Here is a 26451-nt window from a genome sequence, read left to right on the forward strand (position 1 = left end):
GCTGACGCGCCGCAGGGGCGTGGAGGCTTGGTTAGACATAATTCAACTTTATTTTTATAGGGGGAAGTGGTCACCAGACGGCTGGATCGTCTTATTTTTTGTCGGATGTGTCCAGTGTCCTGTATCGGAAGCGAGGCATAGTCTCTGAAGGTCAACTCCTTCTAAAAACAAAGATAAAGGTGCCGCATGATCCCCAGAACCCTGTTCAGTTCCGAGCACGAGCTTTTCCGCGACAGCGTGCGGACGTTCCTCGAAAAAGAGGCGGTGCCGTTCCATGGGCAATGGGAAAAACAAGGCTATATCGACCGCAAACTCTGGAACAAGGCTGGGGAGGCGGGGATGCTTTGCTCGCACTTGCCGGAAGAGTACGGCGGCCTGGGGGCGGACTTTCTCTACAGTGCGGTGGTGATCGAAGAAGTGGGGCGACTTGGCCTGACCGGCATCGGTTTTTCCTTGCACTCGGACATCGTGGCGCCCTACATCCTGCATTACGGCAGTGAGACGCTGAAGCACAAATACCTGCCGAAACTGGTGTCCGGCGAGATGGTTACCGCGATCGCCATGACTGAACCGGGCGCCGGTTCCGATCTGCAAGGGGTGAAAACCACGGCCGTGCTCGATGGCGATGAGTACGTGATCAACGGCTCCAAGACCTTTATCACCAACGGCTACCTGGCCGATCTGGTGATCGTCGTCGCCAAGACCGATCCGAAGGCTGGCGCGAAGGGCACCAGTCTGTTTCTGGTGGAGGCCAATACGCCGGGCTTCGACAAGGGCAAGCGCCTGGAGAAGGTCGGAATGAAAGCCCAGGACACCTCGGAGCTGTTCTTCCAGGACGTGCGTGTGCCCAAGGAAAACCTGCTGGGCCAAGCCGGGATGGGCTTTGCCTACCTGATGCAGGAGTTGCCCCAGGAGCGCCTCACGGTGGCCATTGGCGGGTTGGCTTCAGCCGAAGCTGCGCTGCAATGGACGCTGGACTACACCCGTGAGCGCAAGGCATTCGGCAAGTCGATCGCGGATTTCCAGAATACCCGGTTCAAGCTGGCGGAGATGGCCACGGAAATCCAGATCGGCCGGGTTTTCGTCGACCGTTGCCTGGAGCTGCACCTGCAAGGCAAGCTCGACGTGCCGACGGCGGCGATGGCCAAGTACTGGGGCACAGACCTGCAGTGCAAGGTGCTTGACGAGTGTGTGCAGTTGCACGGTGGCTATGGGTTCATGTGGGAGTACCCGATCGCGCGGGCATGGGCGGATGCACGGGTGCAGCGGATCTATGCCGGGACGAACGAGATCATGAAGGAGATTATTGCGCGGTCGCTTTGATTTGCGCTGACCGGGCGGACGCCATCGCGGGCAAGCCCGCTCCCACAGGTATCACCGAACCTGTGGGAGCGGGCTTGCCCGCGATTGGTTTTAAAGATCAATCAAGGCGCAGGATTCGGATGATCCTTGTGAATCGCCTCGATCCCTTCCAGCACTTCCTCCGACAGCTTCAAGTCGAAACTGGCGATGTTGCTCTCCAGTTGCTCCATCGTCGTCGCGCCAATGATGTTGCTGGTCACGAACGGCTGCTGCGTCACGAACGCCAGGGCCATTTGCGCCGGGTCCAGGCCGTGCTCGCGAGCCAGGGCCACGTAACGGCTGCATGCCGCTTCCGACTGCGGGTTGAAATAGCGGCTGAAGCGACTGTAGAGGCTCAGGCGACCTTTTGGCGGGCGGGCGCCACCTTCGTACTTGCCTGACAGGAAGCCGAACGCCAGCGGCGAATAGGCGAGCAGGCCGCATTGCTCGCGGATGGCGATTTCCGCCAGGCCGACTTCGAAGCTGCGGTTGAGCAGGTTGTACGGGTTCTGGATCGACACGGCGCGCGGCCAGCCACGGGCTTCGGCCAGGGCCAGGAAGCGCATGGTGCCCCATGGCGTCTCGTTGGACAGGCCGATGTGGCGGATCTTGCCGGCGCGGACCTGCTCGTCCAGCGCTTCGAGGGTGTCCTCCAGAGGCGTCAGGTTGGCTTCGATCTTGTGCTTGTAGCCCAGTTGCCCGAAGAAGTTGGTGCTGCGTTCCGGCCAGTGCAATTGGTACAGGTCGATGTAGTCGGTCTGCAGGCGCTGGAGGCTGGCATCCACCGCTTCGGTGATGTGCTGGCGGTTGTGGCGCAGGTTTTTGTCGCGGATGTAGTCGATGGTGTTGCCGGGGCCGGCGATCTTGCTGGCCAGGATCCAGTCGGCACGATCACCGCGGCTTTTGAAATAATTGCCGATGTAGCGTTCGGTGGAGGCGTAGGTTTCGGCCTTGGGTGGCACCGGGTACATCTCGGCGGTGTCGATGAAGTTGATCCCGGCGCTCTTGGCCCGCTCAATCTGGGCGAAGGCGTCTGCCTCGCTGTTTTGCTCGCCCCAGGTCATGGTTCCGAGGCAGAGGGCACTCACGTTCAGATTGGTTCGGCCTAGCTGGCGATAGTCCATCGGGTGCTCCTTGGGCAAAACAATCATAAAAGCAGGTTGAATTATTTTTCGCAATCTGCATAATTGCGCACCTCTTTCTGCAGTGGAAGTGATGCGCCGCCGCCGAAGAATCTTGCCGTTGAACGGACGCGCCGACCCGAGCCCCCGAAAGCGTCTGTATCCGGCTGCCTTTGACTTGTCAAAGTACGCACTATTCAGTAAGATCCGCCGTCTAATTTACAGGGCGGCCCCTGAGGCTATAAAGAATGAAAACTTTTACTGCTAAACCGGAAACAGTAAAGCGCGACTGGTTTGTCGTCGACGCTGCTGGTCAGACCCTGGGTCGTCTGGCCACCGAAATCGCGAGCCGTCTGCGTGGCAAGCACAAGCCTGAGTACACTCCTCACGTTGACACCGGCGACTACATCGTCGTAATCAATGCTGAGCAGATTCGTGTTACCGGTGCTAAAACCACTGACAAAATGTACTACTCCCACTCCGGTTTCCCGGGCGGCATCAAGTCGATCAACTTTGAAAAGCTGATCGCCAAGGCCCCTGAGCGCGTGATCGAGACCGCGGTTAAAGGCATGCTGCCTAAGAACCCACTGGGTCGCGACATGTACCGTAAGCTGAAAGTCTATGCGGGCGCTGCACACCCACATACTGCTCAGCAGCCCCAAGAACTGAAGTTTTAACGGAATAGTACATTATGTCGGCGACTCAAAATTACGGCACTGGCCGTCGCAAGACCGCAACCGCACGCGTTTTCCTGCGTCCGGGTACTGGTAACATCTCCATCAACAACCGTTCGCTGGATAACTTCTTCGGTCGCGAAACTGCCCGCATGGTAGTTCGTCAGCCGCTGGAGCTGACTGAGACTGTCGAGAAGTTCGACATCTACGTCACCGTGATCGGCGGTGGTGTGAGTGGTCAGGCTGGCGCAATCCGCCACGGCATCACTCGTGCTCTGATGGACTACGACGAGACTCTGCGCAGCGCCCTGCGTAAAGCCGGCTTCGTAACCCGCGATGCTCGTGAAGTTGAACGTAAGAAAGTCGGTCTGCGTAAAGCGCGTAAGCGTCCGCAGTACTCGAAGCGTTAATTCGCTTTCGCGTTCAAAAAAGAACGCCCAGTTTCCTCACGGAGCTGGGCGTTTTTTTATGTCTGCGATTTATCAAAGAATTGCGCTGTGACAACTTGCCACATCCGCAGACACCCTATACTACAAGGCTTGGGGGTGATGGGTTCCGGTAATTACCTTGTCAGAATTGGGGCTTTTCATTACCATTCGGCAAAATTTTTATAAGTACATAGTTTTACTTAGTAGATGCCTGATTTAACAGGCCACAAAGCTGATGGGAGAGGACTGAATGAGCAATGACGGCGTGAATGCAGGCCGGCGTCGCTTCTTGGTAGCAGCCACATCCGTGGTGGGTGCTGCAGGAGCGGTGGGGGCTGCGGTCCCGTTCGTGGGGTCATGGTTTCCCAGTGCCAAGGCGAAAGCCGCAGGTGCACCGGTGAAAGTGAATGTCAGCAAAATCGAGCCAGGCCAGCAGATGATTGCTGAGTGGCGCGGCCAGCCGGTGTTCATCGTCCGCCGTACACAGGAAATCCTGGGGAATCTTAAGAAGATCGAGGGCCAGCTCGCTGACCCGGCCTCCAAGAACTCGACACAACCGACTTACGTTGATCCGGAAACCCGTTCGATCAAGCCCGAGGTCCTGCTGCTGATCGGTATCTGCACGCACCTGGGTTGCTCGCCGACCTTCCGTCCTGAAGTGGCACCTGCGGATCTGGGTAAGGACTGGGTAGGCGGCTATTTCTGCCCTTGCCACGGTTCCCACTACGATCTGGCTGGTCGCGTCTACAAGTCGCAGCCTGCGCCTTTGAACCTGCCAGTTCCCCCGCATTCCTATGAGACCGATGAAATTATTATCATTGGCGTCGATACGGAGAAAGCGTGATGAGCAAGTTCATGGATTGGGTTGATGCGCGCTTTCCCGCCACCAAGATGTGGGAAGACCATCTCAGCAAGTATTACGCTCCGAAGAACTTCAACTTCTTCTACTTCTTTGGCTCCCTGGCGCTGCTCGTTCTGGTCAACCAGATCGTTACCGGTGTCTGGCTGACCATGAGCTACACCCCGTCGGCGGAAGAGGCATTCGCTTCCGTCGAATACATCATGCGCGACGTCGAGTACGGCTCGATCCTGCGTCTGCTGCACTCCACTGGCGCTTCGGCGTTCTTCATCGTGGTCTATCTGCACATGTTCCGTGGCCTGCTCTACGGTTCGTACCAGAAGCCGCGTGAACTGGTGTGGGTCTTCGGCATGCTGATCTACCTGGCGCTGATGGCCGAAGCCTTCATGGGCTACCTGCTGCCGTGGGGCCAGATGTCCTACTGGGGTGCACAGGTGATCATCTCGCTGTTCGGTGCGATCCCGGTCATCGGCAACGACCTGACCCAGTGGATTCGTGGTGACTACCTGATTTCCGGTATTACCCTGAACCGCTTCTTCGCCTTGCACGTGGTTGCCCTGCCGATCGTTATCCTGGGTCTGGTGGTGCTGCACATCCTGGCGTTGCACGAAGTCGGTTCGAACAACCCGGACGGCGTGGACATCAAGAAGCACAAGGACGAAAACGGCATACCGCTGGACGGCATTGCCTTCCACCCGTACTACACCGTGAAAGATATCGTCGGCGTGGTGGTGTTCCTGTTCATCTTCTGCTCGATCGTGTTCTTCTTCCCGGAAATGGGCGGCTACTTCCTCGAAAAGCCGAACTTTGAAGTGGCGAACGCCTTCAAGACCCCAGAGCACATTGCTCCGGTCTGGTACTTCACTCCGTTCTACGCCATCTTGCGTGCGGTTCCGGACAAGCTCCTGGGCGTGATCGCCATGGGCGCGGCCATCGCCGTGCTGTTCGTCCTGCCGTGGCTCGACCGCAGTCCGGTCAAGTCGATGCGCTACAAAGGCTGGCTGAGCAAGATCTGGCTCTGGGTGTTCTGCATTTCGTTCGTGATCCTGGGCGTGTTGGGTGTTCTGGCTCCGACTCCAGGCCGTACGCTGTTGTCGCAGGTGTGTACCTTCCTGTACTTCGCCTACTTCATTCTGATGCCGTTCTACACCAGGCTCGAGAAGACCAAACCGGTTCCGGAAAGGGTGACTGGCTGATGAAAAAACTATTTGCTGTATTGATGCTTGCTGCACTGCCAGTGTTTGCTTTCGCAGCTGAACACGGTGGCCCCGAGCTGGAAAAAGTCGACATCGACGTTTCCGATAAAGCGGCCATGCAGGACGGCGCGCGTACCTTCGCCAACTACTGCATGGGTTGCCACAGTGCCAAGTTCCAGCGCTATGAGCGTGTTGCCGACGACCTGGGCATTCCCCATGAGTTGATGCTCGAGAAGCTGGTGTTCACTGGCGCCAAGATCGGCGATCACATGAGCATCGGCATGCAGCCAGCGGACGCCAAGGCCTGGTTTGGCGCAGCGCCACCGGACCTGACCTTGGTTGCCCGTGTTCGCGGCACTGACTGGCTCTACGGTTACCTGAAGTCGTTCTACGAAGATCCTTCGCGCCCATGGGGTGTGAACAACAAGGTCTTCCCGAACGTGGGCATGCCTAACGTCCTGGTCGGCCTGCAGGGTCGCCAGGTGGTGGGTTGCAAACAGGTTCAGATCGTCGAAGACGGCAAGAAGCAATATGACCCTCTGACCGGTACGGCGCTGACTCATGAAGCGTGCGATCAGTTGACCATCGTGCCGAAAAGCGGTGCCCTGACTGCAGAGCAGTTCGATGAGAAGGTCAAGAATCTGGTAACCTTCCTGGCTTACTCGGCTAACCCGGTTAAGCTGCAACATCAGCGCATCGGTACATACGTATTGTTGTACCTGGCGTTCTTCTTCGTCTTCGCTTACCTGCTCAAGCGCGAATACTGGAAAGACGTGCACTGATAAAGCTTCAAGCTATTGCTGTTAATCGCGCGCGCCCAAGGGCGCCTCTGAAGATGTAGCGAAACTGGTGATCCAGTCGTTACGGGAGGCGCCCTCTGGGCGCGCTCGTTTTTCCGCTTTCGATAATTTCTACAAGCGAGGAGGATCGCCATGGGCGTGACCAATCGGTTGGCCTGTTACTCCGACCCCGCCGACCACTATTCCCACCGAGTGCGCATCGTACTGGCAGAGAAGGGTGTCAGCGCCGAGATCATTTACGTGGAGGCTGGTCGCCAGCCACCTAAACTGATTGAGGTGAACCCTTACGGCAGCTTGCCCACGCTGGTCGATCGCGACCTGGCGTTGTGGGAGTCGACTGTGGTGATGGAATATCTGGATGAGCGTTACCCGCACCCGCCGCTACTGCCGGTTTATCCCGTGGCGCGTGCCAACAGTCGCCTGCTGATGCACCGCATTCAGCGAGACTGGTGTGGTCTGGTGGACCTGATTCTGGATTCGCGGACCAAGGAAGCGGCTCGTGCCGTGGCTCGAAAAGAGTTGCGCGAAAGCCTGACGGGTGTGTCGCCACTGTTTGCCGACAAACCGTTTTTCCTCAGTGAGGAACAAAGTCTGGTGGATTGCTGCCTATTGCCAATACTCTGGCGATTGCCGATTCTGGGTATAGAACTGCCGCGGCCGGCGAAGCCGCTGCTTGATTATATGGAGCGCCAGTTTGCGCGTGAGGCTTTCCAGGCGAGTCTGTCTGGTGTCGAACGCGACATGCGCTAAGGCTTAAGGAGCCGTTATGAACTCCAGTCGACCTTATCTGGTCCGCGCGCTCTATGAGTGGATTGTGGACAACGATTGCACCCCGCACATGCTGGTCAATTCCGAGTACCCGTCGGTGCAGGTGCCTCAGGGGTTTGCCAGTGACGGACAGATCGTCCTGAACGTATCGCCACAAGCCGTGCGTCACTTGCACATGGATAACGAGGCGGTCAGTTTCGAGGGGCGCTTTGGTGGCGTACCGCACACCTTGTACGTGCCAATTGCTTCGATCCTGGGTATCTACGCCCGGGAGAATGGTCAGGGCATGGTGTTCGATCTGGAATCGCCCATGGGCGAGGACGACGAGATCGAGCCGGATGACGATCTTCCACCACCCGACAGTGAGCCACCGCGTCCAAGCGGTCGCCCAAGTCTGAAAGTGGTGAAGTAATAAAAAGGCGATCCGCAAGGATCGCCTTTTTTATTACGTTGTAGGAGCGAGTCTGCTCGCAATGGGCGTGAACGATGACGCGTGCAGTCTGAATGAACGCATTCGCCAAACGTTTTTCGCGAGCAAGCTCCCTCCTACAGGGTCAGTCGATGTACTCGAACAATTTCACGATCTTCTGCACACCGGAAACCCCTTGCACCAGGTTGGTCGCCTGCGCGGCTTCCTGCTTGGTCAGCAGGCCCAGCAAGTAGACGATGCCGTTTTCAGTGACTACCTTGATGCGCGAGCCAGGGATGTTCGCATCGGCGAGCATCTGGGTCTTGATCTTGGTGGTCAGCCAGGTGTCGTTCTGGCGTGCCAGCAACGAAGAGGGTGGCAGGACTTGCAGTTCGTTGTGCACCTTTTTCACGCGCTGGACAGCGGCGGCAGCCTGTTCGGCCTTGGCCTTGAGGTCTGCGCGTGGCGTTTGCCCGGCGAGCAGTACGACACCGTTGAAGCTGGTGACGACGATATGCGAATCCTTATCCAGGGCTGGGTCGGCCTTGGCGACGTTCACGCCAACCTTGGTGTCGATCAGGGAATCGTCGATCTTGCTGCCCAGTGTGCGAGTGCCGCGGTCATCTTCAATCGGTGCTTCACGGCTGGCAGTCACCACCGAGGTGCAGCCGCTGATGCTGAGGCACAGGGTCAAGGCCAGTAGGCCAAGGCGATTAGGGGTCATTCTTCACTCCCGAACAATTGGCTGTCGATCAAGTCGCAAAGGCAATGGATCGCCAGCAGGTGGACTTCTTGAATACGAGCGGTGACGTTGGCCGGTACGCGAATCTCGACGTCCTCGGGCAACAGTAGCGACGCCATGCCGCCGCCATCACGTCCCGTCAATGCTACGACAATCATTTCGCGATCATGTGCGGCCTGAATCGCTTGAATTATGTTGGCCGAGTTGCCGCTGGTGGAGATAGCCAGCAACACATCGCCCGGTTGGCCGAGCGCACGGATCTGCTTGGAGAAGATTTCGTTGTAGCTGTAGTCGTTGGCAATCGAGGTGATCGTCGAGCTGTCGGTCGTAAGGGCGATGGCCGGCAGGCTTGGGCGTTCGCGCTCAAAGCGATTGAGTAGCTCGGAGGAGAAGTGCTGGGCATCGCCGGCAGAGCCGCCATTGCCGCAGGAAAGCATTTTGCCTTCGTTGAGCAGGGCGTTGACCATGACCTGGCTGGCTTGCTCGATGTGCGGTGCAAGTACTTCCATCGCCTGTTGCTTGGTGTCGATACTGGCCTGAAAAAGCTGGCGAATTCGGGATTGCATGTCCATCTGTGTGACCTTAAGTAGCGCGGCTGTTCGGCACGTGAATGTGCAGCCCGCAAAGCAAAGAGCAAAATGTTGGGTGATAGTGTCCGGTTCGCAATGCCGGCGATCAGCCGTCGAAGGCATTCTGTAGCCAGTTCAACTGATCGAGGTGGCTGTCGATGGCAATCACGTCGAAGCGGCAAGGGGAATTGGCCCAGCGCGGCTCGCGCTGAAGATAATATTGCGCGGCGAAAATCAGTTTTTGCCGTTTGCGCTCATCGATGCTATCGAGCGCGCCACCCCATTGAGTGTTTTTTCTGTAGCGGACTTCAACGAATACTACTGTATCGCCATCTAGCATGACCAGATCAAGCTCGCCGCGTTTACACAACCAGTTCTGCGCCAGCAGGCGCAGACCCTGTTGTTGAAGATGCTCGAGCGCATGGCGCTCGGCATCCTTGCCGCTTTGCTGGCGTGACCTGTCAGGCATCAGCGAGCGGTGTCCGGCAGGCGCTGAATCTGGCCATTGGCGAACTCGGCCCATGGTAACTGGCGCACGACCCGCTGGCTCTGGGACATGCCAAGGCTGCCCGATTCACCGTCGATGCGGCTGTCCGGCAGTGACTTGAGCTGGCCCAGGCGTGGCGCCAGACGATAGGCGTCCACACCCATGGCATACAGGCGCCCCAGGCTACCGGCGGCTTGTGGCCACTGGGCAGTGACCTGGCGGCGTAGTGGATCATTGGCGTCCAGCAACCATGGCGTCTCGCAGAAGCGAATGCCATTCATGTCGTTGTACTGGTTGACGTCACCGTTGGCGCTGAACACGTGGGAGGTGGCGTAGACCGGAACATCGCCGGCGTACTGGAAGTTCAGGGTCGGTTTGATCTGCTGGGCCTGTTGCGGTGTAGCGGCGAGGAAAATGAACTCGATGTCCTGGCGGCGCGATGGCTGGGCAGCCACTTGCGAGCCAACGGTGCTTTGCAGGCTCTTGGCGCGACCTTCGCTCTGACGCAGCTGGAACATGTCGGCAATTTGCTGGGCCAACTGGACCGGTTGGTCGACGCGTTCGGTGGCGACGATGGTGCCGCCATTGGCTTGCCAATCCTGGCTGAACGCCTTGAGCACGCGGTCGCCCCATTCACCTTTCGGCACCATGATGGCTGCGCGATGCAGGCCGTCGGCGCGAGCGCGGCGCGACACTTCGCGGGCTTCGTCTTCAGCGGCAAGGCCGAACTGGAACAGCTGCGCGGGGCCTTGATCGCCCTCGCTGTAATTCAGTGCCAGGGTGGTGATCGGCAACTGCGGGCGAGTGCTCAGCTGTTTGACCAGCGGCTTCTCCAGCGGGCCGACGACCAGTTGCACGCCATCGGCCTGGGCCTTGCGGTAGAACTCGTCCATGGAAGTCAGGCGCGAGCTGTCATAAAACTCGATGGCGGGTGGTTTCTGCCCGGCCTGTTGGGCCTGGTAGTGAGCGGCCATGAAGCCGTCGCGCAGTGCTTTGCCAACCGCGGCCAGTTGGCCGTCCTGAGGCAGCAGCAGGGCGATCTTGTTCAGGGGCTGGCTGGCCAGTTCCTTGAGTTGGGTCAGTGGCTGCGGCAATTGAATGGCTGCCGGGTGCTTCGGATTCTGCGCGCGCCAGTTGTCGATGGCGGCCTGTTGCTGCTCCAGGGTGCCGGCGGATTTCACGGCCAGTGCCAGGGCCATCCAGCCGCCGAGATCGTCGGTGGCACTTGGCTGCAACTGATTGGTCGGCAGCGAAGCGATCAGGGTCCAGATGGCTTCGTGGTTTTTGCTCGCGGCTTCGCCTTCGAGCATCGGGGCGATGAAAATGCGCTGGCGAGCGGCGGCAAGGGTCTGGCCATCGGCTTCAAGTGCGCGGGCGTGGATGGTGCCGGTGCGGACCTGTTGTTCGTCGGGCAGTTCGCTCAAATATTGCAGGCTCGGATGGCTCAAGGCAGCCAGCGCGGCCTTGGGCTGATTGCGCGTCATGGCCAGTTCCGCCGCCAGGGTGTTGGCGAAAACCTGTGGGCCCGGCTTGAGCTGTTCGACAGGAACCTGTTGCAGGATTTGCGCGGATTGGCCGGCATTGCCCTGGCGATAAGCCAGGTCGGCAGCGCTCAAGCGCAGCAGGGCGGCATCTTCCGGTGATTTGCTTTGGGAGGCCTTCTCAAGCAGTTGCTCGATACTGGCGTCCGGTGTCCGTGGAAGCTCGCCAAGGCTGGAGGAGGGCGAGCTGGCGCAAGCCGTCAGCAAGGCAGCGAGGCAGAGGGCAGATAACAGCCGCAGGCAAGCGATCATGTAAGCGTTCCTGATACTCGATCAAATTAGCGTGGAATTGTACCCAAGCACTGGCCGGGGCGCGATGTTACTGGCGTGAATCGATCAATTTAGCTGGTGTAAATGTTGCGCCAGCGCACAAACGGTCACCGATACCTCGTTTGCTTGCGGGTATCGTGAGTCTCGCTACGCGCTACAATGGCGACTTTTACCGATCATGAGGTGTGCGCTTTGACTGCTCCAGGTGCTTTGAATTCCGCTGCTGGCTCGCTTTATGTGGTGGCGACGCCCATCGGCAACCTGGATGACATCAGTGCGCGGGCGCTGAAGATTCTCCGTGAAGTGGCCCTGATCGCCGCGGAAGACACCCGTCATTCCCAGCGCTTGATGCAGCACTTCGGCATTGCGACGCCATTGGCGGCCTGCCATGAACACAATGAGCGGGATGAAGGTAGTCGCTTTATCACTCGTCTGCTTGCCGGTGACAATGTGGCGTTGATCTCGGATGCCGGGACGCCGCTGATTTCCGATCCGGGTTATCACCTGGTGCGCCAGGCCCGGGCAGCGGGCATTAATGTAGTGCCGGTTCCGGGTGCCTGCGCGTTGATTGCAGCGCTGTCGGCAGCAGGGCTGCCTTCCGACCGTTTCATATTCGAAGGTTTTCTGCCTGCAAAGGCTGTGGGGCGACGTGCGCGTCTCGAGCAGGTAAAGGAAGAACCTCGCACATTGATCTTCTATGAGGCCCCGCATCGCATTCTTGAATGTCTGCAAGACATGGAGCTGGTGTTCGGTCCAGAGCGCCCGGCGCTGCTTGCCCGCGAGCTGACCAAGACGTTTGAGACCCTCAAGGGGCTGCCGCTGGCTGAGCTGCGCGAGTTCGTCGAGTCGGATAGCAATCAGCAGCGCGGCGAGTGCGTGGTACTGGTGGCGGGCTGGTCCGCGCCCGAAGAGGAAGGTGCCGTCAGCAGCGAAGCGATGCGTATCCTCAACCTGTTGCTTGAAGAAATGCCGCTCAAGCGTGCGGCGGCATTGGCGGCGCAAATCACCGGCGAGCGAAAGAATGTGCTGTACCAAATCGCGCTGGATCAGCAGAAGGGCGAGTAAAACCCGACGCGCAGGCGTGCCCAATGGCGCTTGGTGCTTGTTCTTCGGGCGCTCTGCCGGTAACCTTCGCGGCGGAGAGTCGATCGGACAGTCGCTGCCCCCTATGAAAATTAGGGGGGGGAGGAAAGTCCGGGCTCCATAGGGCGAAGTGCCAGGTAATGCCTGGGAGGCGTGAGCCTACGGAAAGTGCCACAGAAAATAACCGCCTAAGCGCTTCGGCGCCGGTAAGGGTGAAAAGGTGCGGTAAGAGCGCACCGCACGTCTGGCAACAGTTCGTGGCTAGGTAAACCCCACTTGGAGCAAGACCAAATAGGGTCCCAAGGCGTGGCCCGCGCTGGGACCGGGTAGGTTGCTAAAGATGTCCAGTGATGGCCATCGTAGACGAATGACTGTTCAAGACAGAACCCGGCTTACAGATCGACTCTCCACCTTTTTCTTTCCTCTGCTTGAATCATTGAGCAGGGGGTTGGGTGATAGCAATTTCCCTCCTTACACATTCATCCGCAGAACCTCTTTTGTAATACCAAAAAAATCTTACTCTTAATAAATTACTTTAACTTTCGAACGCAGCCTTCTGTGCTGATTCAAGTTATCGATCAGTTTCATCTGCCGGATTCTCGTTGTCCCTCCGTTAATGATCCTAAATCTCAGTTCTGTAAGGGTTTTCCTTTACTCCGCGCCTTGACGGTGTGGTGGGCGCATTCCTATAGTGTGCGCAAGTGGCGGAAAGTGGCATGAAGTGGGTTTTTTGAACTCAAAACGCTAGAATTTGGAGAAACGCAGACGTGTTTCGCGGAGCCAACGCTATCAGTCTCGATGCAAAGGGCCGTCTCGCAATGCCGAGCCGGTACCGTGACGAGCTCGATTCGCGCAGTTCCGGTCAATTGATCGTGACAATTGATGCCGTTGATCCTTGTTTGTGTGTTTACCCCCTCGATGAGTGGGAAATTATTGAAACCAAACTGCGCGCACTGCCTTCGCTTCGCGAAGAGAACCGCCGCCTGCAACGTTTACTGATTGGTAATGCCGTCGACCTCGAGCTCGATGGCAGTGGTCGTTTTCTGGTTCCGCCGCGTCTTCGTGAATATGCCAAGTTGGATAAGCGCGCGATGTTGGTAGGCCAACTGAACAAGTTCCAATTGTGGGACGAGGATGCCTGGAACGCGGTTTCTGCCGCTGACCTGGCTGCCATTCAACAACCGGGCGCGATGCCTGATGAACTGCGTGATTTGATCCTGTGACTATTGATAGCGGCTTTAACCACATCACCGTACTGCTTGACGAAGCCGTCGAGGCTCTCGCCGTACGTCCTGATGGCTGCTATCTGGACGGCACGTTCGGACGCGGCGGACACAGCCGGTTGATCCTCAGTCAGCTCGGTCCCGACGGTCGGTTGCTCGGATTCGATAAAGATCCACAAGCGATTGCCACCGGGCAGACGCTAGCGGCCGAAGACGGCCGCTTTGTCGTTGTGCAGCGCAGCTTTGCCGAGCTCGGTTCGGAAGTCGCCGAACGCGGTCTGGCCGGCAAGGTCAGCGGCGTGTTGCTGGATCTTGGCGTGTCCTCGCCACAGCTCGACGACCCTGAGCGCGGCTTCAGCTTCCTCAACGACGGTCCGCTGGACATGCGCATGGATCCGTCCCGTGGCATCAGCGCCGCCGAATTCGTCAACACCGCGCCCGTGGAAGAAATCGCCCGGGTGTTCAAGGAGTACGGCGAAGAGCGCTTCTCCGGCCGCATGGCCCGTGCTGTGGCCGAACGTCGCGACATCAAGCCATTCGAGCGCACCGGTGACCTGGCAGAAGTCCTGAAAGTCGCCAACCCAGCCTGGGAAAAGGGCAAGAACCCCGCAACCCGCGCGTTCCAGGGGTTGCGTATCCACGTCAACAACGAACTGGGTGATCTGGAAACCGGCCTCGAAGCCGCGCTGGAGTGCCTGGAAGTGGGCGGTCGCCTGGTGGTGATCAGCTTCCATTCGCTGGAAGACCGTATCGTCAAACTGTTCATGCGCAAACTGGTGAAAGGCGAAGCCGACAACCTGCCGCGCAACCTGCCGGTTCGGCATGTCGCCTTCGAACCGAAAATCAAAGTCCATGGCAAAGCGCAGACGGCCTCCGACGCCGAACTCAAAGCCAACCCACGTTCCCGTAGCGCTGTCATGCGTGTGGCGGAGAAGCTGCGGTGAGCAAGCTTTTCGCCAAGCCATTGCCCGGCGGAAGCTTCTTCATGCTGCTGCTGTTTGTCGGCGTGCTCGTGTCGGCCATCGGCGTGTCTTACAGCGCGCACTGGAACCGTCAGCTATTGAATTCGCTGTACAACGAACTGAGCGTGCGCGACAAGGCGCAGGCGGAGTGGGGCCGGTTGATTCTGGAGCAGAGCACCTGGACCGCCCACAGCCGTATCGAAGTGCTGGCCACCGAACAATTGAAAATGCACATCCCCGGTGCCGCTGACGTGAAGATGGTGGCGCCATGATGAAACTCGAAGGTGCACTCTTTCCTTGGCGGTTCCGCGTGGTGCTGGGTTTGCTCGGCATCATGGTGGCCGCGATTGCCTGGCGCATCATCGATTTGCAAGTGGTCGACCGTGCCTTCCTTAAAGGTCAGGGCGATGCCCGCAGTGTTCGTCATATTCCGATTCCGGCTCACCGTGGTCTGATCACCGACCGTAACGGCGAGCCTTTGGCCGTGAGTACTCCGGTCACCACCCTCTGGGCCAATGCCAAGGAAATGCAAACGGCCAAAGAAAAGTGGCCGGCACTGGCGGCTGCCCTGGGGCAGGACCCGAAAGCCCTGGCCGAGCGCCTTGAAGCGCAGGCCAACAAGGAATTCATTTATCTGGTGCGCGGGCTGACGCCTGAGCAGGGCCAGGCGGTGCTCGATCTCAAAGTGCCTGGCGTCTATGGCATCGAAGAGTTCCGCCGTTTCTATCCGGCCGGTGAAGTGACCGCGCATATGGTCGGCTTTACCGACATCGATGACCATGGCAAGGAAGGTATCGAGCTGGCCTATGACGAATGGCTGGCCGGGGTGCCGGGTAAACGACAAGTCATCAAGGACCGGCGCGGCCGGTTGATCAAGGATGTCCAGGTCACCAAAAACGCCAAGGCCGGCAAGCCCTTGGCGTTGTCCATTGACCTGCGCCTGCAATACCTGGCCAACCGCGAACTGCGTAACGCGATCATCGAGAACGGCGCCAAGGCCGGCAGCCTGGTGATCATGGACGTGAAGACCGGCGAGATTCTCGCGATGGTCAACCAGCCGACCTACAACCCGAACAATCGCCGCAACCTGCAGCCGGCGATGATGCGTAACCGCGCGATGATCGACGTGTTCGAGCCAGGCTCGACCATGAAAGCGATCTCGATGAGCGCCGCCATCGAAACCGGCCGCTGGAAACCGAGCGATACCGTCGAGGTGTATCCGGGCTCCCTGCAGATTGGCAAGTACACCATCAAGGACGTATCCAAGACCGAAGGCCCGGTGCTCGACCTGACCGGCATCCTGATCAATTCCAGTAACGTCGGCATGAGCAAGGTCGCGTTCGATATCGGCGGCGAAACCATTTTCCGTCTGGCGCAAAAAGTCGGCCTCGGCCAGGACACTGGCCTGGGCTTCCCGGGCGAGCGCGTCGGTAATCTGCCGAACTACCGCGAATGGCGCAAGGCAGAAACCGCCACGCTGTCCTACGGCTACGGTGTTTCCGTGACCGCGATCCAGCTGGTCCACGCCTTCTCGGCCCTGGCCAACAACGGTCGCCTCGCACCGCTGACCCTGATCAAGACCGACAAGGCGCCGCAAACCACCCAGGTACTGCCGGAGGCCGTCGCAAAAACCATGCAAGGCATGCTGCAACAAGTGATCGAAGCCCCGCGCGGTGTGTTCCGTGCGCAGGTGCCGGCGTATCACGTGGGCGGCAAGTCGGGTACTGCGCGTAAAACCTCGGTCGGCACCAAGGGTTACGCCGTGAACTCCTACCGTTCGCTGTTCGCCGGTTTCGGCCCGATGAGCGATCCGCGTTACGCCATCGTGGTGGTCATCGACGAGCCGACCAAGGCCGGTTACTTCGGCGGCCTGGTTTCCGCGCCGGTGTTCAGCCGTGTGATGTCGGGGACCCTGCGCCTGATGAACATTACCCCGGACAACCTGCCACCTACTCAACAAGCGAACGCAACACCGGTCGTTCCGCTGAAAGCCAATGGAGGGCGCGGCTGATGTCCCTGAGCCTGAACAAGATTTTCCCTCACGCCGGCCACGATCTGCTGATTCGCGAACTCGCCCTGGACAGCCGCAATGTGCGTGCGGGTGATCTGTTCCTCGCTGTGCCGGGCGGGAAGTTCGATGGGCGCGCGCATATGGTTGACGCCTTGCAGCGTGGTGCTGCCGCGGTGGCCTATGAAGTAGAAGGCGCCACGGTCCTGCCGATCACTGAAGTGCCGTTGATTCCGGTCAAAGGTCTGGCGGCTCAGCTGTCGGACATCGCCGGGCGTTTTTATGGCGAGCCGAGCCACCACCTGAACCTGGTGGGCGTGACCGGTACCAACGGCAAGACCAGCGTGACTCAATTGATCGCCCAGGCGCTGGACCTGCTCGGCCAGCACTGCGGCCTGGTCGGCACGCTCGGTTCGGGTTTCTATGGGGCGCTGGAAAGCGGCCTGCACACCACGCCGAACCCGATTGCCGTGCAAGCGACCCTGGCGGACCTGAAAAAGGCCGGGGCCAAGGCCGTGGCGATGGAAGTTTCTTCCCATGGCCTGGATCAGGGGCGCGTGACTGCCCTGGCGTTCGATGTGGCAGTGATGACCAACCTGTCCCGCGATCACCTGGATTATCACGGCACCATGCAGGCCTACGGCGAAGCCAAGGCCAGGCTGTTTGACTGGAATGACTTGAAATGCCGCGTGGTCAACCTCGACGACAAGTTCGGCCGGCAACTGGCCGCCGACAAGCGCGAGTCGCGGTTGATCACCTACAGCCTGGAAGACTCCAGCGCCTACCTGTATTGCCGTCAGGCGCAATTCGACGACGAAGGCGTGCGCGCCACGCTGGTCACGCCACAGGGCGAGCACCACTTGCGCAGCACCTTGCTCGGTCGCTTCAACCTGAGCAATGTCCTGGCGGCGGTCGGTGCGTTGCTCGGTCTGGATTACGCCCTGGACGAAATTCTCAAGGTGCTGCCGAAGCTTGAAGGCCCTGCCGGGCGCATGCAGCGCTTGGGCGGTGGCTCGCAGCCGCTGGTGGTGGTCGATTACGCCCACACCCCGGATGCCCTGGAAAAAGTGCTGCTGGCTCTGCGTCCACACGCCAAGGGCCGGTTGCTGTGCCTGTTCGGCTGTGGCGGCGACCGCGATCGCGGCAAGCGTCCGTTGATGGCCGAAGTGGTTGAGCGCCTGGCCGATGGCGTGCTGGTGACCGATGACAATCCGCGCACTGAAGACCCTGCAGTGATTTTCGATGACATCCGCGCCGGTTTCACGGCTGTGGATAAAGTGGAGTTCGTTGCCGGTCGTGGTCAGGCGATTGCCCGGTTGATCGCCAGTGCCTCGGCGGATGACGTGATTGTCCTGGCCGGGAAAGGTCACGAGGACTATCAGGAAATCAACGGCGAACGCCATGCCTTTTCCGATCTGGTCGAGGCCGATCATGCCTTGACCGCGTGGGAGGTGGCCCATGCTTAAGGCCTTGAAACTGAGTGAACTGACCGGTGCGCTGAGTGCTCGCCTGGTGTCCGCCGATGCCAGCTTCGACGGCGTTAGCATCGACAGCCGTGCAATCAAGCCGGGCCAGCTGTTTATTGCCCTGACCGGCCCGCGTTTTGACGGTCATGACTATCTGAATGAAGTCGCCGCCAAGGGCGCCGTGGCTGCGCTGGTCGAGCGTGAAGTCGCTGGCAGCACGCTGCCGCAGTTACTGGTCAGCGACACTCGCCAGGCCCTCGGTCAGTTGGGCGCGCTCAATCGCGCCGCCTACACCCATCCGGTCGCGGCCGTCACCGGTTCCAGCGGCAAGACCACGGTCAAGGAGATGCTTGCGAGCATTCTGCGCACCCGTGGTCCGGTGCTGGCGACCCGTGGCAACCTGAACAACGACCTCGGCGTGCCGCTGACCTTGCTCGAACTGGCACCGGAACACGCCGCTGCCGTGATCGAACTGGGTGCCTCGCGCCTGGGTGAAATTGCCTACACCGTCGGCCTGACCCGGCCGCACGTGGCCATTCTCAACAATGCCGGGACCGCCCACGTCGGCGAGTTCGGCGGCCCGGACAAAATCGTCGAAGCCAAGGGCGAGATCATCGAAGGGCTGGATGCCGATGGCGTCGCCGTTCTCAATCTTGACGACAAGGCATTCGGTATCTGGAAGGCACGCGCCGGTGACCGCAAAGTGCTGACGTTTGCGTTGAGCAACGCCAGCGCCGATTTCTACGCCAGTGACCTGACTACCGATGCCCGCGGCTGCCCGGCGTTCAACCTGCACAGCCCTGAAGGCGTGGAGCGCGTTCAATTGAACCTGCTCGGCACCCATAACGTCGCCAATGCCATGGCCGCCGCCGCAGCCGCCCATGCCCTGGGTGTGTCGCTGTTCGGTATCGCCACCGGCCTTGGCGCGATGCAACCGGTCAAGGGGCGCACCGTCGCGCAACTGGCCACCAACGGCATGCGCGTGATCGATGACACTTACAACGCCAACCCCACCTCCATGTGTGCTGCCGTTGATATACTGGCCGGCTTTTCCGGTCGCACCGTCCTGGTGCTCGGGGATATCGGCGAGTTGGGCGAATGGGCGGAGCAGGGGCACCGCGACGTGGGCGCGTACGCCCGTGGCAAGGTTTCTGCGCTGTACGCCGTCGGGCCAATGATGGCTCACGCCGTGAACGCATTCGGTCCTCAGGCTTTTCACTTCAGCACGCAAGCTGAACTGATCAAGGCCCTGGACGCCGAGCAAGACACAAACACCACCATTTTGATCAAGGGGTCGCGCAGCGCTGCGATGGAAAACGTCGTCGCCGCTTTGTGCGGGTCCAGTCTGGAGAAACATTAATGCTGCTGCTGCTAGCGGAGTATCTGCAACAGTTCTACAAAGGCTTCGCGGTCTTCCAGTACCTGACCCTGCGCGGGATTCTCGGTGTACTGACCGCGCTGGTCCTGTCGCTGTGCTATGGCCCGTGGATGATCCGCACGTTGCAGAACCGTCAGATCGGTCAATCCGTTCGCAACGACGGCCCGCAGTCGCACCTGTCCAAGTCGGGTACACCGACCATGGGCGGCGCGCTGATTCTGTCGTCCATCGGTGTCAGCACCCTGCTGTGGGCTGACCTGAGCAACCGTTACGTCTGGGTCGTTCTGCTGGTGACCTTGCTGTTCGGCGCCATCGGCTGGGTCGACGACTACCGCAAGGTCATCGAGAAGAACTCCCGTGGCTTGCCGAGTCGCTGGAAATATTTCTGGCAATCGGTATTCGGTCTGGGTGCGGCGATCTTCCTTTATATGACTGCCGCCACGCCGGTGGAGACCACGCTGATCCTGCCGATGCTCAAGGACTACAGCATTCCGCTGGGCGCCGGCTTCATCGTGCTGACCTATTTCGTGATTGTCGGTTCGAGCAACGCGGTCAACCTGACCGACGGCCTCGACGGCCTGGCGATAATGCCGACCGTGATGGTTGGTGGTGGCCTGGGCATTTTCTGCTACCTGTCGGGTAACGTGAAGTTCGCCGAATACCTGCTGATTCCTTACGTACCGGGCGCAGGCGAGTTGATTGTGTTCTGTGGCGCGTTGATCGGAGCCGGCCTGGGCTTCCTGTGGTTCAACACCTATCCGGCACAAGTCTTCATGGGTGACGTCGGCGCACTGGCGCTGGGCGCGGCCCTGGGCACCATCGCGGTGATCGTCCGTCAGGAAATCGTCCTGTTCATCATGGGCGGCGTGTTCGTGATGGAAACCCTGTCAGTCGTCATTCAGGTCGCCTCTTTTAAACTGACCGGTCGCCGCGTATTCCGCATGGCGCCCATTCACCATCACTTTGAACTCAAGGGCTGGCCCGAGCCGCGCGTGATCGTCCGTTTCTGGATCATCACCGTGATTCTCGTGCTGATCGGCCTTGCCACCCTGAAGCTGAGGTAGAAACAAGTGTCTCTGATCGCTTCTGACCACTTCCGCATCGTTGTCGGCCTCGGCAAGAGCGGCATGTCCCTGGTTCGCTTCCTGGCGAACCGGGGCGTGGCGTTTGCCGTGGCCGATACGCGGGAAAATCCACCGGAACTGGCCGCGCTCAAGCGTGACTATCCGCACGTGGAAGTGCGTTGTGGCGAGTTGGATGTCGAGTTCCTGTGCCGCGCCGACGAGCTCTACGTGAGCCCCGGCCTGGCGCTGGCGACCCCGGCCCTGCAGGCCGCCGCCGCCCGTGGCGTGAAATTGTCCGGTGACATCGAGCTGTTCGCGCGTAACGCGAAGGCGCCGATCGTGGCCATCAGCGGCTCCAACGCGAAAAGCACCGTCACCACGCTGGTCGGCGAAATGGCGGCTGCGGCTGGCAAGCGAGTTGCCGTCGGCGGCAACCTCGGCACCCCGGCGCTGGACCTGCTCAGCAACGATATCGAGTTGTATGTGATGGAGCTGTCGAGTTTCCAGCTGGAAACCACCGATCAACTCAACGCCGAAGTCGCGACCGTGCTCAACATCAGCGAAGACCACATGGACCGTTACAGCGGTCTGCCGGCCTACCACCTGGCCAAGCACCGGATCTTCCGTGGCGCCAGGCAGTTCGTGGTCAATCGCCAGGACGCTTTGAGTCGTCCGCTGATGGGCGAAGGGCAGCCATGCTGGACCTTCGGCCTGAGCAAACCCGATTTCAAGGCTTTCGGTATTCGTGAAGAAGACGGCGAGAAATACCTGGGCTTCGAATTCCAGAACCTGATGCCAGTGCGCGAATTGAAGATTCGCGGCGCCCACAACCAGTCCAACGCCCTGGCAGCCCTGGCCCTGGGCCATGCGGTCGGCCTGCCGTTCGATGCCATGCTGTCGAGCCTGCGCACCTTCGCCGGTCTCGAGCATCGCTGCCAATGGGTCCGTGACCTCGACGGTGTGGGTTACTACAACGATTCCAAGGCCACCAACGTCGGTGCCGCACTGGCGGCCATCGAAGGCCTCGGCGCGGACATCGACGGCAAGATCGTGCTGATCGCCGGTGGCGACGGCAAGGGGGCCGAGTTCAAGGACCTGCGCGATCCGGTGGCGGCCAACTGCCGCGCCGTGGTCCTGATGGGGCGTGACTCCGACAAGATCGGTGAAGCCATCGGCGATGCCGTACCGCTGATCCGCGCCGGTTCCCTGGTCGAAGCCGTCGAGCAATGCCGCGCTGCAGCCCAGCCGGGCGACGTGGTGCTGCTGTCGCCTGCCTGCGCCAGTTTCGACATGTTCAAGAACTACGAAGACCGTGGTCACCAGTTCGTCCAAGCCGTGGAGGATCTGGCATGAGCCTCAAAGGCATCATCAAGCCGTATCCATCGCCGCTCATCACCGGGCGCGGTATCGACCTCGACTTCCCGATGCTCGCCGGCTGCCTGACGTTGCTCGGCCTGGGGCTGATCATGATCGCCTCGGCATCGACCGAAGTGGCGGCCGTGCAGTCGGGCAGCGCCCTGTATTACATGATTCGCCACCTTATTTACGTGGTGCTGGGCCTGGGTGCCTGCATCGTCACCATGATGATCCCGATTGCCACCTGGCAACGCCTGGGCTGGCTGATGCTGCTGGGGGCGTTCGGCCTGCTGGTGATGGTGATCATCCCGGGGATCGGCCGTGAGGTGAACGGTTCGATGCGCTGGATCGGATTCAGTTTCTTCAACGTCCAGCCATCCGAGATCGCCAAGGTGTTCGTGGTGATCTACCTCGCCGGTTATCTGGTGCGTCGCCAGAAAGAAGTGCGTGAAAGCTGGATGGGCTTCTTCAAGCCGTTCATCGTGCTGCTGCCGATGGCGGGCCTGCTGCTGATGGAGCCGGACTTCGGTGCCACCGTCGTGATGATGGGGGCCGCGGCGGCGATGCTGTTCCTTGGCGGCGTCGGGTTGTTCCGCTTTTCCCTGATGGTGGTCCTGGCCGTCGGTGCAGTGGTGCTGTTGATTCAAATGCAGCCGTATCGAATGGCGCGTCTGACCAACTTTGCCGACCCATGGGCCGACCAGTTCGGCGCTGGCTATCAGTTGTCCCAGGCATTGATCGCCTTCGGTCGCGGCGAATGGCTGGGCGTGGGTCTGGGCAACAGCGTGCAGAAACAGTTCTACCTGCCGGAAGCCCACACTGACTTCGTGTTCTCGGTCCTGGCCGAAGAGCTGGGTGCGGTGGGTTCGTTGTGCACCGTGGCACTGTTTGTCTTCGTGTGTATTCGTGGCATGTACATCGGTTTGTGGGCTGAAAAGGCCAAGCAGTTTTTCGCAGCTTATGTGGCATACGGTCTGTCGTTCCTGTGGATCGGCCAGTTCCTGATCAACATCGGCGTGAATGTCGGCCTGCTGCCGACCAAGGGGCTGACCCTGCCGTTCCTCAGTTATGGGGGTAGTTCGTTGGTGATTTGCTGCGCTTGTCTCGGCTTGTTGCTGCGCATCGAGTGGGAAAGTCGAACCCACCTGGGCAGCGAAGAGATGGAGTTCCATGAGAGCGACTTCGCCGAGGAGCCGAACCATGGGCGCTAACGTCATGATCATGGCTGGCGGTACCGGTGGCCACGTGTTCCCGGCGCTGGCGTGTGCCCGCGAATTCCAGGCGCGCGGCTACACCGTGCACTGGCTCGGCACCCCGCGTGGGATCGAGAACGAACTGGTGCCGGCGGCCGGTATCGAACTGCATCGGATCAATGCCAGCGGTCTGCGCGGCAAGGGCAAATTGTCCCTGCTAAAGGCACCGTTCATGTTGTTCAAGTCGGTCTGGCAGGCGCGGGCGATTATTCGCCGTCTGCAGCCGGTCTGCGTCGTTGGCTTTGGTGGGTTTGTGACCGGTCCTGGCGGCGTCGCGGCCAAACTGGCCGGTGTACCGGTGATCGTTCACGAACAGAACGCCGTTGCCGGTACCGCCAATCGGTTGCTGGTGCCGTTGGCCGCCCGAGTCTGTGAAGCGTTCCCCGACACCTTTACCCTGTCGGACAGCCGCCGGACCACCGGTAATCCGGTGCGCACCGAGCTGTTCCTCGAGACATCGCGACCTGCCCTGGCCGGTCGCAAGGCGCGTTTGCTGATCCTGGGCGGAAGTCTGGGCGCAGAACCGTTGAACAAGTTGCTGCCTGAAGCCCTGTCGCAAGTCGCTGCCGATTTGCGTCCGGAAGTGTTCCATCAGGCCGGCAAAAACCACGATGAAGTGACTGCAGAGCGTTATCGCGCGGCTGGCGTCGAGGCACAGGTGCAGCCCTTCATCAAAGACATGGCCCAAGCCTACAGCTGGGCCGACCTGGTGGTATGTCGCGCAGGCGCGCTGACCATCAGTGAACTGGCCGCCGCCGGTCTGCCCTCGATGCTGGTGCCTTTGCCTCACGCCATCGACGATCACCAGACCCGCAACGCCGAATATTTGGCCCGTGAAGGCGCAGCCTTCCTGATGCCACAAAGAACGACTGGCGCAGCGGATCTTGCCGCTCGCCTGACAGAGGTCCTGATGCAACCACAACGACTCAACGAAATGGCTACCGCGGCACGCCGCCTCGCCAAACCCGATGCCACCCGTAACGTCGTCGATAGCTGCCTGGAGGTGGCCCATGGTTGAGAGTCAGAAAGCCATGCCGCAACCGGAAATGCGCCGTATCCGTCGCATCCACTTCGTCGGTATCGGCGGTGTGGGCATGTGCGGGATTGCCGAAGTGCTGCTGAACCTGGGTTATGCCGTGTCCGGCTCTGACCTGAAGGCTTCGCCGGTGACTGAACGCCTGGAGTCCTTCGGCGCGCAGATCTTCATCGGCCATCGCGCCGAGAACGCCGCGGCCGCCGACGTGCTGGTGGTGTCGAGCGCAGTGAACACGTCCAACCCGGAAGTCGCTACCGCGCTGGAACGCCGTATCCCGGTGGTGCCACGTGCAGAGATGCTGGCTGAGCTGATGCGTTATCGCCACGGTATCGCCGTTGCCGGTACCCACGGCAAAACCACGACCACCAGCCTGATCGCTTCGGTGTTCGCTGCCGGTGGCCTGGACCCGACATTCGTGATCGGTGGCCGCCTGAATGCCGCGGGCACCAATGCCCAGCTTGGCACCAGCCGCTACCTGATCGCCGAAGCCGACGAAAGCGACGCCAGCTTCCTGCACTTGCAGCCGCTGGTGGCTGTGGTCACCAACATCGACGCCGATCACATGGCGACCTACGACGGTGACTTCAACAAGCTGAAGAAAACCTTCGTCGAATTCCTCCACAACCTGCCGTTCTATGGCCTGGCCGTGGTGTGCCTGGACGATCCGGTGGTGCGTGAAATCCTCCCGCAGGTCAAGCGCCCGACCGTTACCTATGGCTTTGGCGAAGATTGCGACGTGCGCGCCATCAATGTGCGCCAGCAAGGCATGCAGACCTTCTTCACCGTACTGCGTCCCGACCGCGAGCCACTGGATGTTTCGGTGAACATGCCGGGCAACCACAACGTATTGAATGCCCTTGCGACCATCTGCATCGCCACCGACGAAGGCGTCAGCGATGAAGCCATCGTCCAGGGCCTGTCCGGGTTCCAGGGTGTCGGCCGACGCTTCCAGGTCTACGGCGAACTGCCGGTGGACGGCGGCAATGTGATGCTGGTCGATGACTACGGTCACCACCCGACGGAAGTCGCGGCCGTGATCAAGGCCGTACGCGGTGGCTGGCCGGAGCGCCGCCTGGTGATGGTCTACCAGCCGCACCGTTACAGCCGCACCCGTGACCTGTACGACGATTTCGTCAATGTGCTGGCCGACGCCAACGTACTGCTGCTGATGGAAGTCTATCCGGCCGGCGAAGAGCCGATTCCGGGCGCCGACAGCCGCAAGCTGTGCAACAGCATCCGTCAGCGTGGCCAGCTCGACCCGATCTACATCGAGCGTGGCGTCGACCTCGCGCCAGTAGTCAAGCCGCTGCTGCGCGCCGGCGACATCCTGCTGTGCCAGGGCGCCGGTGATATCGGCGGTCTCGCACCAAAACTGTTGAAAAGTGAGTTGTTCGCCGGTGCCGTTGCCGCACCGGAGAAGGGGAAGTTGAAATGACTGTTGCCTACGCCAACCTGGTCTCCACGATCGCGCCGAAAGACTTCGGCCGCGTCGCCGTGCTGTTCGGCGGCAAGAGCGCCGAGCGTGAGGTCTCCCTGAAGTCGGGTAACGCCGTTCTGGACGCACTGCAAAGCGCCGGTGTGGACGCGTTCGGCCTCGACGTGGGCGATGACCTGCTGCAGCGTCTGCTCAACGAAAAAATCGACCGCGCCTTCATCATCCTCCACGGCCGTGGTGGTGAAGACGGCAGCATGCAGGGCTTGCTCGAATGCCTGGGCATTCCGTACACCGGCAGCGGCATCCTGGCTTCGGCCCTGGCCATGGACAAACTGCGCACCAAGCAGGTCTGGCACAGCCTGGGCATTCCAACCCCACGTCACGCGGTACTGAGCAGCGAGGCCGATTGTATTTCGGCGGCGACGGAACTGGGCTTCCCTTTGATCGTCAAACCGGCCCATGAAGGTTCAAGTATCGGTATGGCCAAAGTGAGTTCCGCGTCCGAATTGATCGACGCATGGAAAGCGGCCAGTACCTACGATTCGCAAGTGTTGGTCGAGCAATGGATTCACGGTCCGGAGTTCACCATCGCCACCCTGCGTGACCAGGTGTTGCCGCCGATTGCCCTGGGCACCACGCACAGCTTCTACGACTACGACGCCAAGTACATCGCCAACGATACCCAGTACCGCATTCCGTGCGGTCTGGACAGCGCCAAGGAAAAGGAACTCATGGACCTCACGGCGAAAGCCTGTGAAGCGCTGGGTATCGCCGGTTGGGGCAGGGCAGACGTGATGCAGGACGCCGAAGGGCAGTTCTGGTTCCTGGAAGTCAACACCGCACCGGGCATGACCGATCACAGCCTGGTGCCGATGGCGGCCCGTGCCGCCGGTCTGGATTTCCAGCAACTGGTCCTGGCCATTCTGGCCGAGAGCGTTGTCGGCAAGACTGCCGGTAACCAAGAGTCGACGAGAGGTTAAGG

The 26451-nt window shown here is 60.2% G+C and carries 26 protein-coding genes and 1 other RNA gene; 22 read left to right on the forward strand and 5 right to left on the reverse strand.

What is annotated here, in order from left to right:
• Window positions 1-186: 186 nt before the first annotated feature.
• On the forward strand, window positions 187-1323 hold the full coding sequence (locus KW840_RS00460; RefSeq protein ID WP_150814948.1) for an acyl-CoA dehydrogenase family protein: 1137 nt from the start codon (window positions 187-189) through the stop codon (window positions 1321-1323).
• Between the two features lie 101 nt (window positions 1324-1424).
• On the opposite strand, the gene KW840_RS00465 is transcribed toward KW840_RS00460, so the two are convergent.
• Window positions 1425-2465, reverse strand: coding sequence for an NADP(H)-dependent aldo-keto reductase (locus tag KW840_RS00465; RefSeq protein ID WP_150814947.1), 1041 nt, complete (start codon window positions 2463-2465; stop codon window positions 1425-1427).
• Window positions 2466-2710: 245 nt separating this feature from the next.
• Here KW840_RS00465 and rplM point away from each other — a divergent pair, with 245 nt between their 5' ends.
• The 7 genes from rplM to KW840_RS00500 all read left to right on the forward strand — a co-directional run bounded on the left by rplM (window position 2711) and on the right by KW840_RS00500 (window position 7599).
• Window positions 2711-3139, forward strand: a complete 429-nt coding sequence (gene rplM / locus KW840_RS00470) for a 50S ribosomal protein L13 (protein WP_007917032.1) — start codon at window positions 2711-2713, stop codon at window positions 3137-3139.
• A gap of 14 nt (window positions 3140-3153) precedes the next feature.
• Window positions 3154-3546, forward strand: a complete 393-nt coding sequence (gene rpsI / locus KW840_RS00475) for a 30S ribosomal protein S9 (protein WP_003228056.1) — start codon at window positions 3154-3156, stop codon at window positions 3544-3546.
• Between the two features lie 268 nt (window positions 3547-3814).
• A complete protein-coding gene (gene petA / locus KW840_RS00480) occupies window positions 3815-4408 on the forward strand; it encodes a ubiquinol-cytochrome c reductase iron-sulfur subunit (RefSeq protein WP_057713353.1) in 594 nt (197 codons plus the stop codon).
• Entirely contained in the window at window positions 4408-5619 is a 1212-nt protein-coding gene (locus KW840_RS00485) for a cytochrome bc complex cytochrome b subunit (RefSeq protein WP_034149536.1), read from the forward strand. The genes petA and KW840_RS00485 overlap by 1 nt, the downstream gene beginning before the upstream one ends.
• Complete coding sequence (locus KW840_RS00490) at window positions 5619-6401, forward strand: cytochrome c1 (protein ID WP_057713354.1); 783 nt, start codon at window positions 5619-5621, stop codon at window positions 6399-6401. Before KW840_RS00485 ends, KW840_RS00490 begins: the two co-directional genes overlap by 1 nt.
• 150 nt (window positions 6402-6551) lie before the next feature.
• On the forward strand, window positions 6552-7169 hold the full coding sequence (locus KW840_RS00495; protein ID WP_007989864.1) for a glutathione S-transferase N-terminal domain-containing protein: 618 nt from the start codon (window positions 6552-6554) through the stop codon (window positions 7167-7169).
• Window positions 7170-7185: 16 nt separating this feature from the next.
• Entirely contained in the window at window positions 7186-7599 is a 414-nt protein-coding gene (locus KW840_RS00500) for a ClpXP protease specificity-enhancing factor (RefSeq protein ID WP_007998247.1), read from the forward strand.
• A 142-nt stretch (window positions 7600-7741) separates the two neighbouring features.
• Here the strand turns inward: KW840_RS00500 and KW840_RS00505 are convergent, their stop codons facing one another.
• The 4 genes from KW840_RS00505 to KW840_RS00520 all read right to left on the reverse strand — a co-directional run bounded on the left by KW840_RS00505 (window position 7742) and on the right by KW840_RS00520 (window position 11187).
• A complete protein-coding gene (locus tag KW840_RS00505) occupies window positions 7742-8320 on the reverse strand; it encodes a BON domain-containing protein (RefSeq protein WP_057713355.1) in 579 nt (192 codons plus the stop codon).
• A complete protein-coding gene (locus KW840_RS00510) occupies window positions 8317-8910 on the reverse strand; it encodes a phosphoheptose isomerase (protein WP_007972584.1) in 594 nt (197 codons plus the stop codon). Before KW840_RS00510 ends, KW840_RS00505 begins: the two co-directional genes overlap by 4 nt.
• A 103-nt stretch (window positions 8911-9013) precedes the next feature.
• Window positions 9014-9376 (reverse strand): YraN family protein, encoded by a 363-nt coding sequence (locus KW840_RS00515; protein ID WP_090457618.1) that lies wholly within the window; start codon window positions 9374-9376, stop codon window positions 9014-9016.
• The gene (locus tag KW840_RS00520) at window positions 9376-11187 is read right to left on the reverse strand and encodes a penicillin-binding protein activator (RefSeq protein WP_057713357.1); all 1812 of its coding nucleotides are present in this window, start codon (window positions 11185-11187) and stop codon (window positions 9376-9378) included. The genes KW840_RS00515 and KW840_RS00520 overlap by 1 nt, the downstream gene beginning before the upstream one ends.
• A gap of 177 nt (window positions 11188-11364) precedes the next feature.
• On the opposite strand from KW840_RS00520, the gene rsmI reads away from it, so the two are divergent.
• From rsmI to KW840_RS00590, 14 genes are all read left to right on the forward strand, one after another.
• Complete coding sequence (rsmI, locus tag KW840_RS00525; RefSeq protein WP_167362876.1) at window positions 11365-12270, forward strand: 16S rRNA (cytidine(1402)-2'-O)-methyltransferase; 906 nt, start codon at window positions 11365-11367, stop codon at window positions 12268-12270.
• A 75-nt stretch (window positions 12271-12345) separates the two neighbouring features.
• An RNA gene (rnpB, locus tag KW840_RS00530) (RNase P RNA component class A) lies at window positions 12346-12699 on the forward strand.
• A 356-nt stretch (window positions 12700-13055) separates the two neighbouring features.
• Entirely contained in the window at window positions 13056-13511 is a 456-nt protein-coding gene (gene mraZ, locus KW840_RS00535; RefSeq protein ID WP_007917012.1) for a division/cell wall cluster transcriptional repressor MraZ, read from the forward strand.
• Window positions 13508-14455, forward strand: coding sequence for a 16S rRNA (cytosine(1402)-N(4))-methyltransferase RsmH (gene rsmH / locus KW840_RS00540; protein WP_007972589.1), 948 nt, complete (start codon window positions 13508-13510; stop codon window positions 14453-14455). The genes mraZ and rsmH overlap by 4 nt, the downstream gene beginning before the upstream one ends.
• On the forward strand, window positions 14452-14745 hold the full coding sequence (gene ftsL, locus KW840_RS00545; protein ID WP_007998257.1) for a cell division protein FtsL: 294 nt from the start codon (window positions 14452-14454) through the stop codon (window positions 14743-14745). Before rsmH ends, ftsL begins: the two co-directional genes overlap by 4 nt.
• Window positions 14745-16484: a penicillin-binding protein 2 gene (locus KW840_RS00550; RefSeq protein WP_173677933.1), complete on the forward strand. Its 1740-nt coding sequence runs from the start codon at window positions 14745-14747 to the stop codon at window positions 16482-16484. Before ftsL ends, KW840_RS00550 begins: the two co-directional genes overlap by 1 nt.
• Window positions 16484-17947 carry a UDP-N-acetylmuramoyl-L-alanyl-D-glutamate--2,6-diaminopimelate ligase gene (locus KW840_RS00555; protein ID WP_057713360.1) on the forward strand — a complete coding sequence of 488 codons (1464 nt, stop codon included), beginning with the start codon at window positions 16484-16486 and terminating at the stop codon, window positions 17945-17947. The genes KW840_RS00550 and KW840_RS00555 overlap by 1 nt, the downstream gene beginning before the upstream one ends.
• Complete coding sequence (gene murF, locus KW840_RS00560) at window positions 17940-19307, forward strand: UDP-N-acetylmuramoyl-tripeptide--D-alanyl-D-alanine ligase (protein ID WP_218494224.1); 1368 nt, start codon at window positions 17940-17942, stop codon at window positions 19305-19307. Before KW840_RS00555 ends, murF begins: the two co-directional genes overlap by 8 nt.
• Window positions 19307-20389: a phospho-N-acetylmuramoyl-pentapeptide-transferase gene (gene mraY / locus KW840_RS00565; protein WP_015096766.1), complete on the forward strand. Its 1083-nt coding sequence runs from the start codon at window positions 19307-19309 to the stop codon at window positions 20387-20389. Before murF ends, mraY begins: the two co-directional genes overlap by 1 nt.
• 6 nt (window positions 20390-20395) lie before the next feature.
• Window positions 20396-21742: a UDP-N-acetylmuramoyl-L-alanine--D-glutamate ligase gene (murD, locus tag KW840_RS00570; RefSeq protein ID WP_218494225.1), complete on the forward strand. Its 1347-nt coding sequence runs from the start codon at window positions 20396-20398 to the stop codon at window positions 21740-21742.
• Window positions 21739-22956, forward strand: coding sequence for a putative lipid II flippase FtsW (gene ftsW, locus KW840_RS00575; protein WP_056726220.1), 1218 nt, complete (start codon window positions 21739-21741; stop codon window positions 22954-22956). The genes murD and ftsW overlap by 4 nt, the downstream gene beginning before the upstream one ends.
• On the forward strand, window positions 22946-24016 hold the full coding sequence (murG, locus tag KW840_RS00580) for an undecaprenyldiphospho-muramoylpentapeptide beta-N-acetylglucosaminyltransferase (RefSeq protein ID WP_218494226.1): 1071 nt from the start codon (window positions 22946-22948) through the stop codon (window positions 24014-24016). Before ftsW ends, murG begins: the two co-directional genes overlap by 11 nt.
• A complete protein-coding gene (gene murC, locus KW840_RS00585; protein WP_007989894.1) occupies window positions 24009-25469 on the forward strand; it encodes a UDP-N-acetylmuramate--L-alanine ligase in 1461 nt (486 codons plus the stop codon). Before murG ends, murC begins: the two co-directional genes overlap by 8 nt.
• The gene (locus KW840_RS00590; protein WP_057713365.1) at window positions 25466-26449 is read left to right on the forward strand and encodes a D-alanine--D-alanine ligase; all 984 of its coding nucleotides are present in this window, start codon (window positions 25466-25468) and stop codon (window positions 26447-26449) included. The genes murC and KW840_RS00590 overlap by 4 nt, the downstream gene beginning before the upstream one ends.
• Window positions 26450-26451: the final 2 nt, after the last annotated feature.

Origin of the sequence: Pseudomonas sp. PDM30, from assembly GCF_019218985.1 — a bacterium.
Classification (GTDB): domain Bacteria; phylum Pseudomonadota; class Gammaproteobacteria; order Pseudomonadales; family Pseudomonadaceae; genus Aquipseudomonas; species Aquipseudomonas jessenii.

Excerpts from the sequence above, each read along its gene's own strand:
- KW840_RS00460 (WP_150814948.1), top strand. The coding sequence starts at position 187 with ATGATCCCCAGAACCCTGTTCAGTTCCGAGCACGAGCTTTTCCGCGAC.
- KW840_RS00465 (WP_150814947.1), bottom strand. The coding sequence starts at position 2,465 with ATGGACTATCGCCAGCTAGGCCGAACCAATCTGAACGTGAGTGCCCTC.
- rplM (WP_007917032.1), top strand. The coding sequence starts at position 2,711 with ATGAAAACTTTTACTGCTAAACCGGAAACAGTAAAGCGCGACTGGTTT.
- rpsI (WP_003228056.1), top strand. The coding sequence starts at position 3,154 with ATGTCGGCGACTCAAAATTACGGCACTGGCCGTCGCAAGACCGCAACC.
- petA (WP_057713353.1), top strand. The coding sequence starts at position 3,815 with ATGAGCAATGACGGCGTGAATGCAGGCCGGCGTCGCTTCTTGGTAGCA.
- KW840_RS00485 (WP_034149536.1), top strand. The coding sequence starts at position 4,408 with ATGAGCAAGTTCATGGATTGGGTTGATGCGCGCTTTCCCGCCACCAAG.
- KW840_RS00490 (WP_057713354.1), top strand. The coding sequence starts at position 5,619 with ATGAAAAAACTATTTGCTGTATTGATGCTTGCTGCACTGCCAGTGTTT.
- KW840_RS00495 (WP_007989864.1), top strand. The coding sequence starts at position 6,552 with ATGGGCGTGACCAATCGGTTGGCCTGTTACTCCGACCCCGCCGACCAC.
- KW840_RS00500 (WP_007998247.1), top strand. The coding sequence starts at position 7,186 with ATGAACTCCAGTCGACCTTATCTGGTCCGCGCGCTCTATGAGTGGATT.
- KW840_RS00505 (WP_057713355.1), bottom strand. The coding sequence starts at position 8,320 with ATGACCCCTAATCGCCTTGGCCTACTGGCCTTGACCCTGTGCCTCAGC.
- KW840_RS00510 (WP_007972584.1), bottom strand. The coding sequence starts at position 8,910 with ATGGACATGCAATCCCGAATTCGCCAGCTTTTTCAGGCCAGTATCGAC.
- KW840_RS00515 (WP_090457618.1), bottom strand. The coding sequence starts at position 9,376 with ATGCCTGACAGGTCACGCCAGCAAAGCGGCAAGGATGCCGAGCGCCAT.
- KW840_RS00520 (WP_057713357.1), bottom strand. The coding sequence starts at position 11,187 with ATGATCGCTTGCCTGCGGCTGTTATCTGCCCTCTGCCTCGCTGCCTTG.
- rsmI (WP_167362876.1), top strand. The coding sequence starts at position 11,365 with ATGGCGACTTTTACCGATCATGAGGTGTGCGCTTTGACTGCTCCAGGT.
- KW840_RS00550 (WP_173677933.1), top strand. The coding sequence starts at position 14,745 with ATGAAACTCGAAGGTGCACTCTTTCCTTGGCGGTTCCGCGTGGTGCTG.
- KW840_RS00555 (WP_057713360.1), top strand. The coding sequence starts at position 16,484 with ATGTCCCTGAGCCTGAACAAGATTTTCCCTCACGCCGGCCACGATCTG.
- murF (WP_218494224.1), top strand. The coding sequence starts at position 17,940 with ATGCTTAAGGCCTTGAAACTGAGTGAACTGACCGGTGCGCTGAGTGCT.
- mraY (WP_015096766.1), top strand. The coding sequence starts at position 19,307 with ATGCTGCTGCTGCTAGCGGAGTATCTGCAACAGTTCTACAAAGGCTTC.
- ftsW (WP_056726220.1), top strand. The coding sequence starts at position 21,739 with ATGAGCCTCAAAGGCATCATCAAGCCGTATCCATCGCCGCTCATCACC.
- murG (WP_218494226.1), top strand. The coding sequence starts at position 22,946 with ATGGGCGCTAACGTCATGATCATGGCTGGCGGTACCGGTGGCCACGTG.
- murC (WP_007989894.1), top strand. The coding sequence starts at position 24,009 with ATGGTTGAGAGTCAGAAAGCCATGCCGCAACCGGAAATGCGCCGTATC.
- KW840_RS00590 (WP_057713365.1), top strand. The coding sequence starts at position 25,466 with ATGACTGTTGCCTACGCCAACCTGGTCTCCACGATCGCGCCGAAAGAC.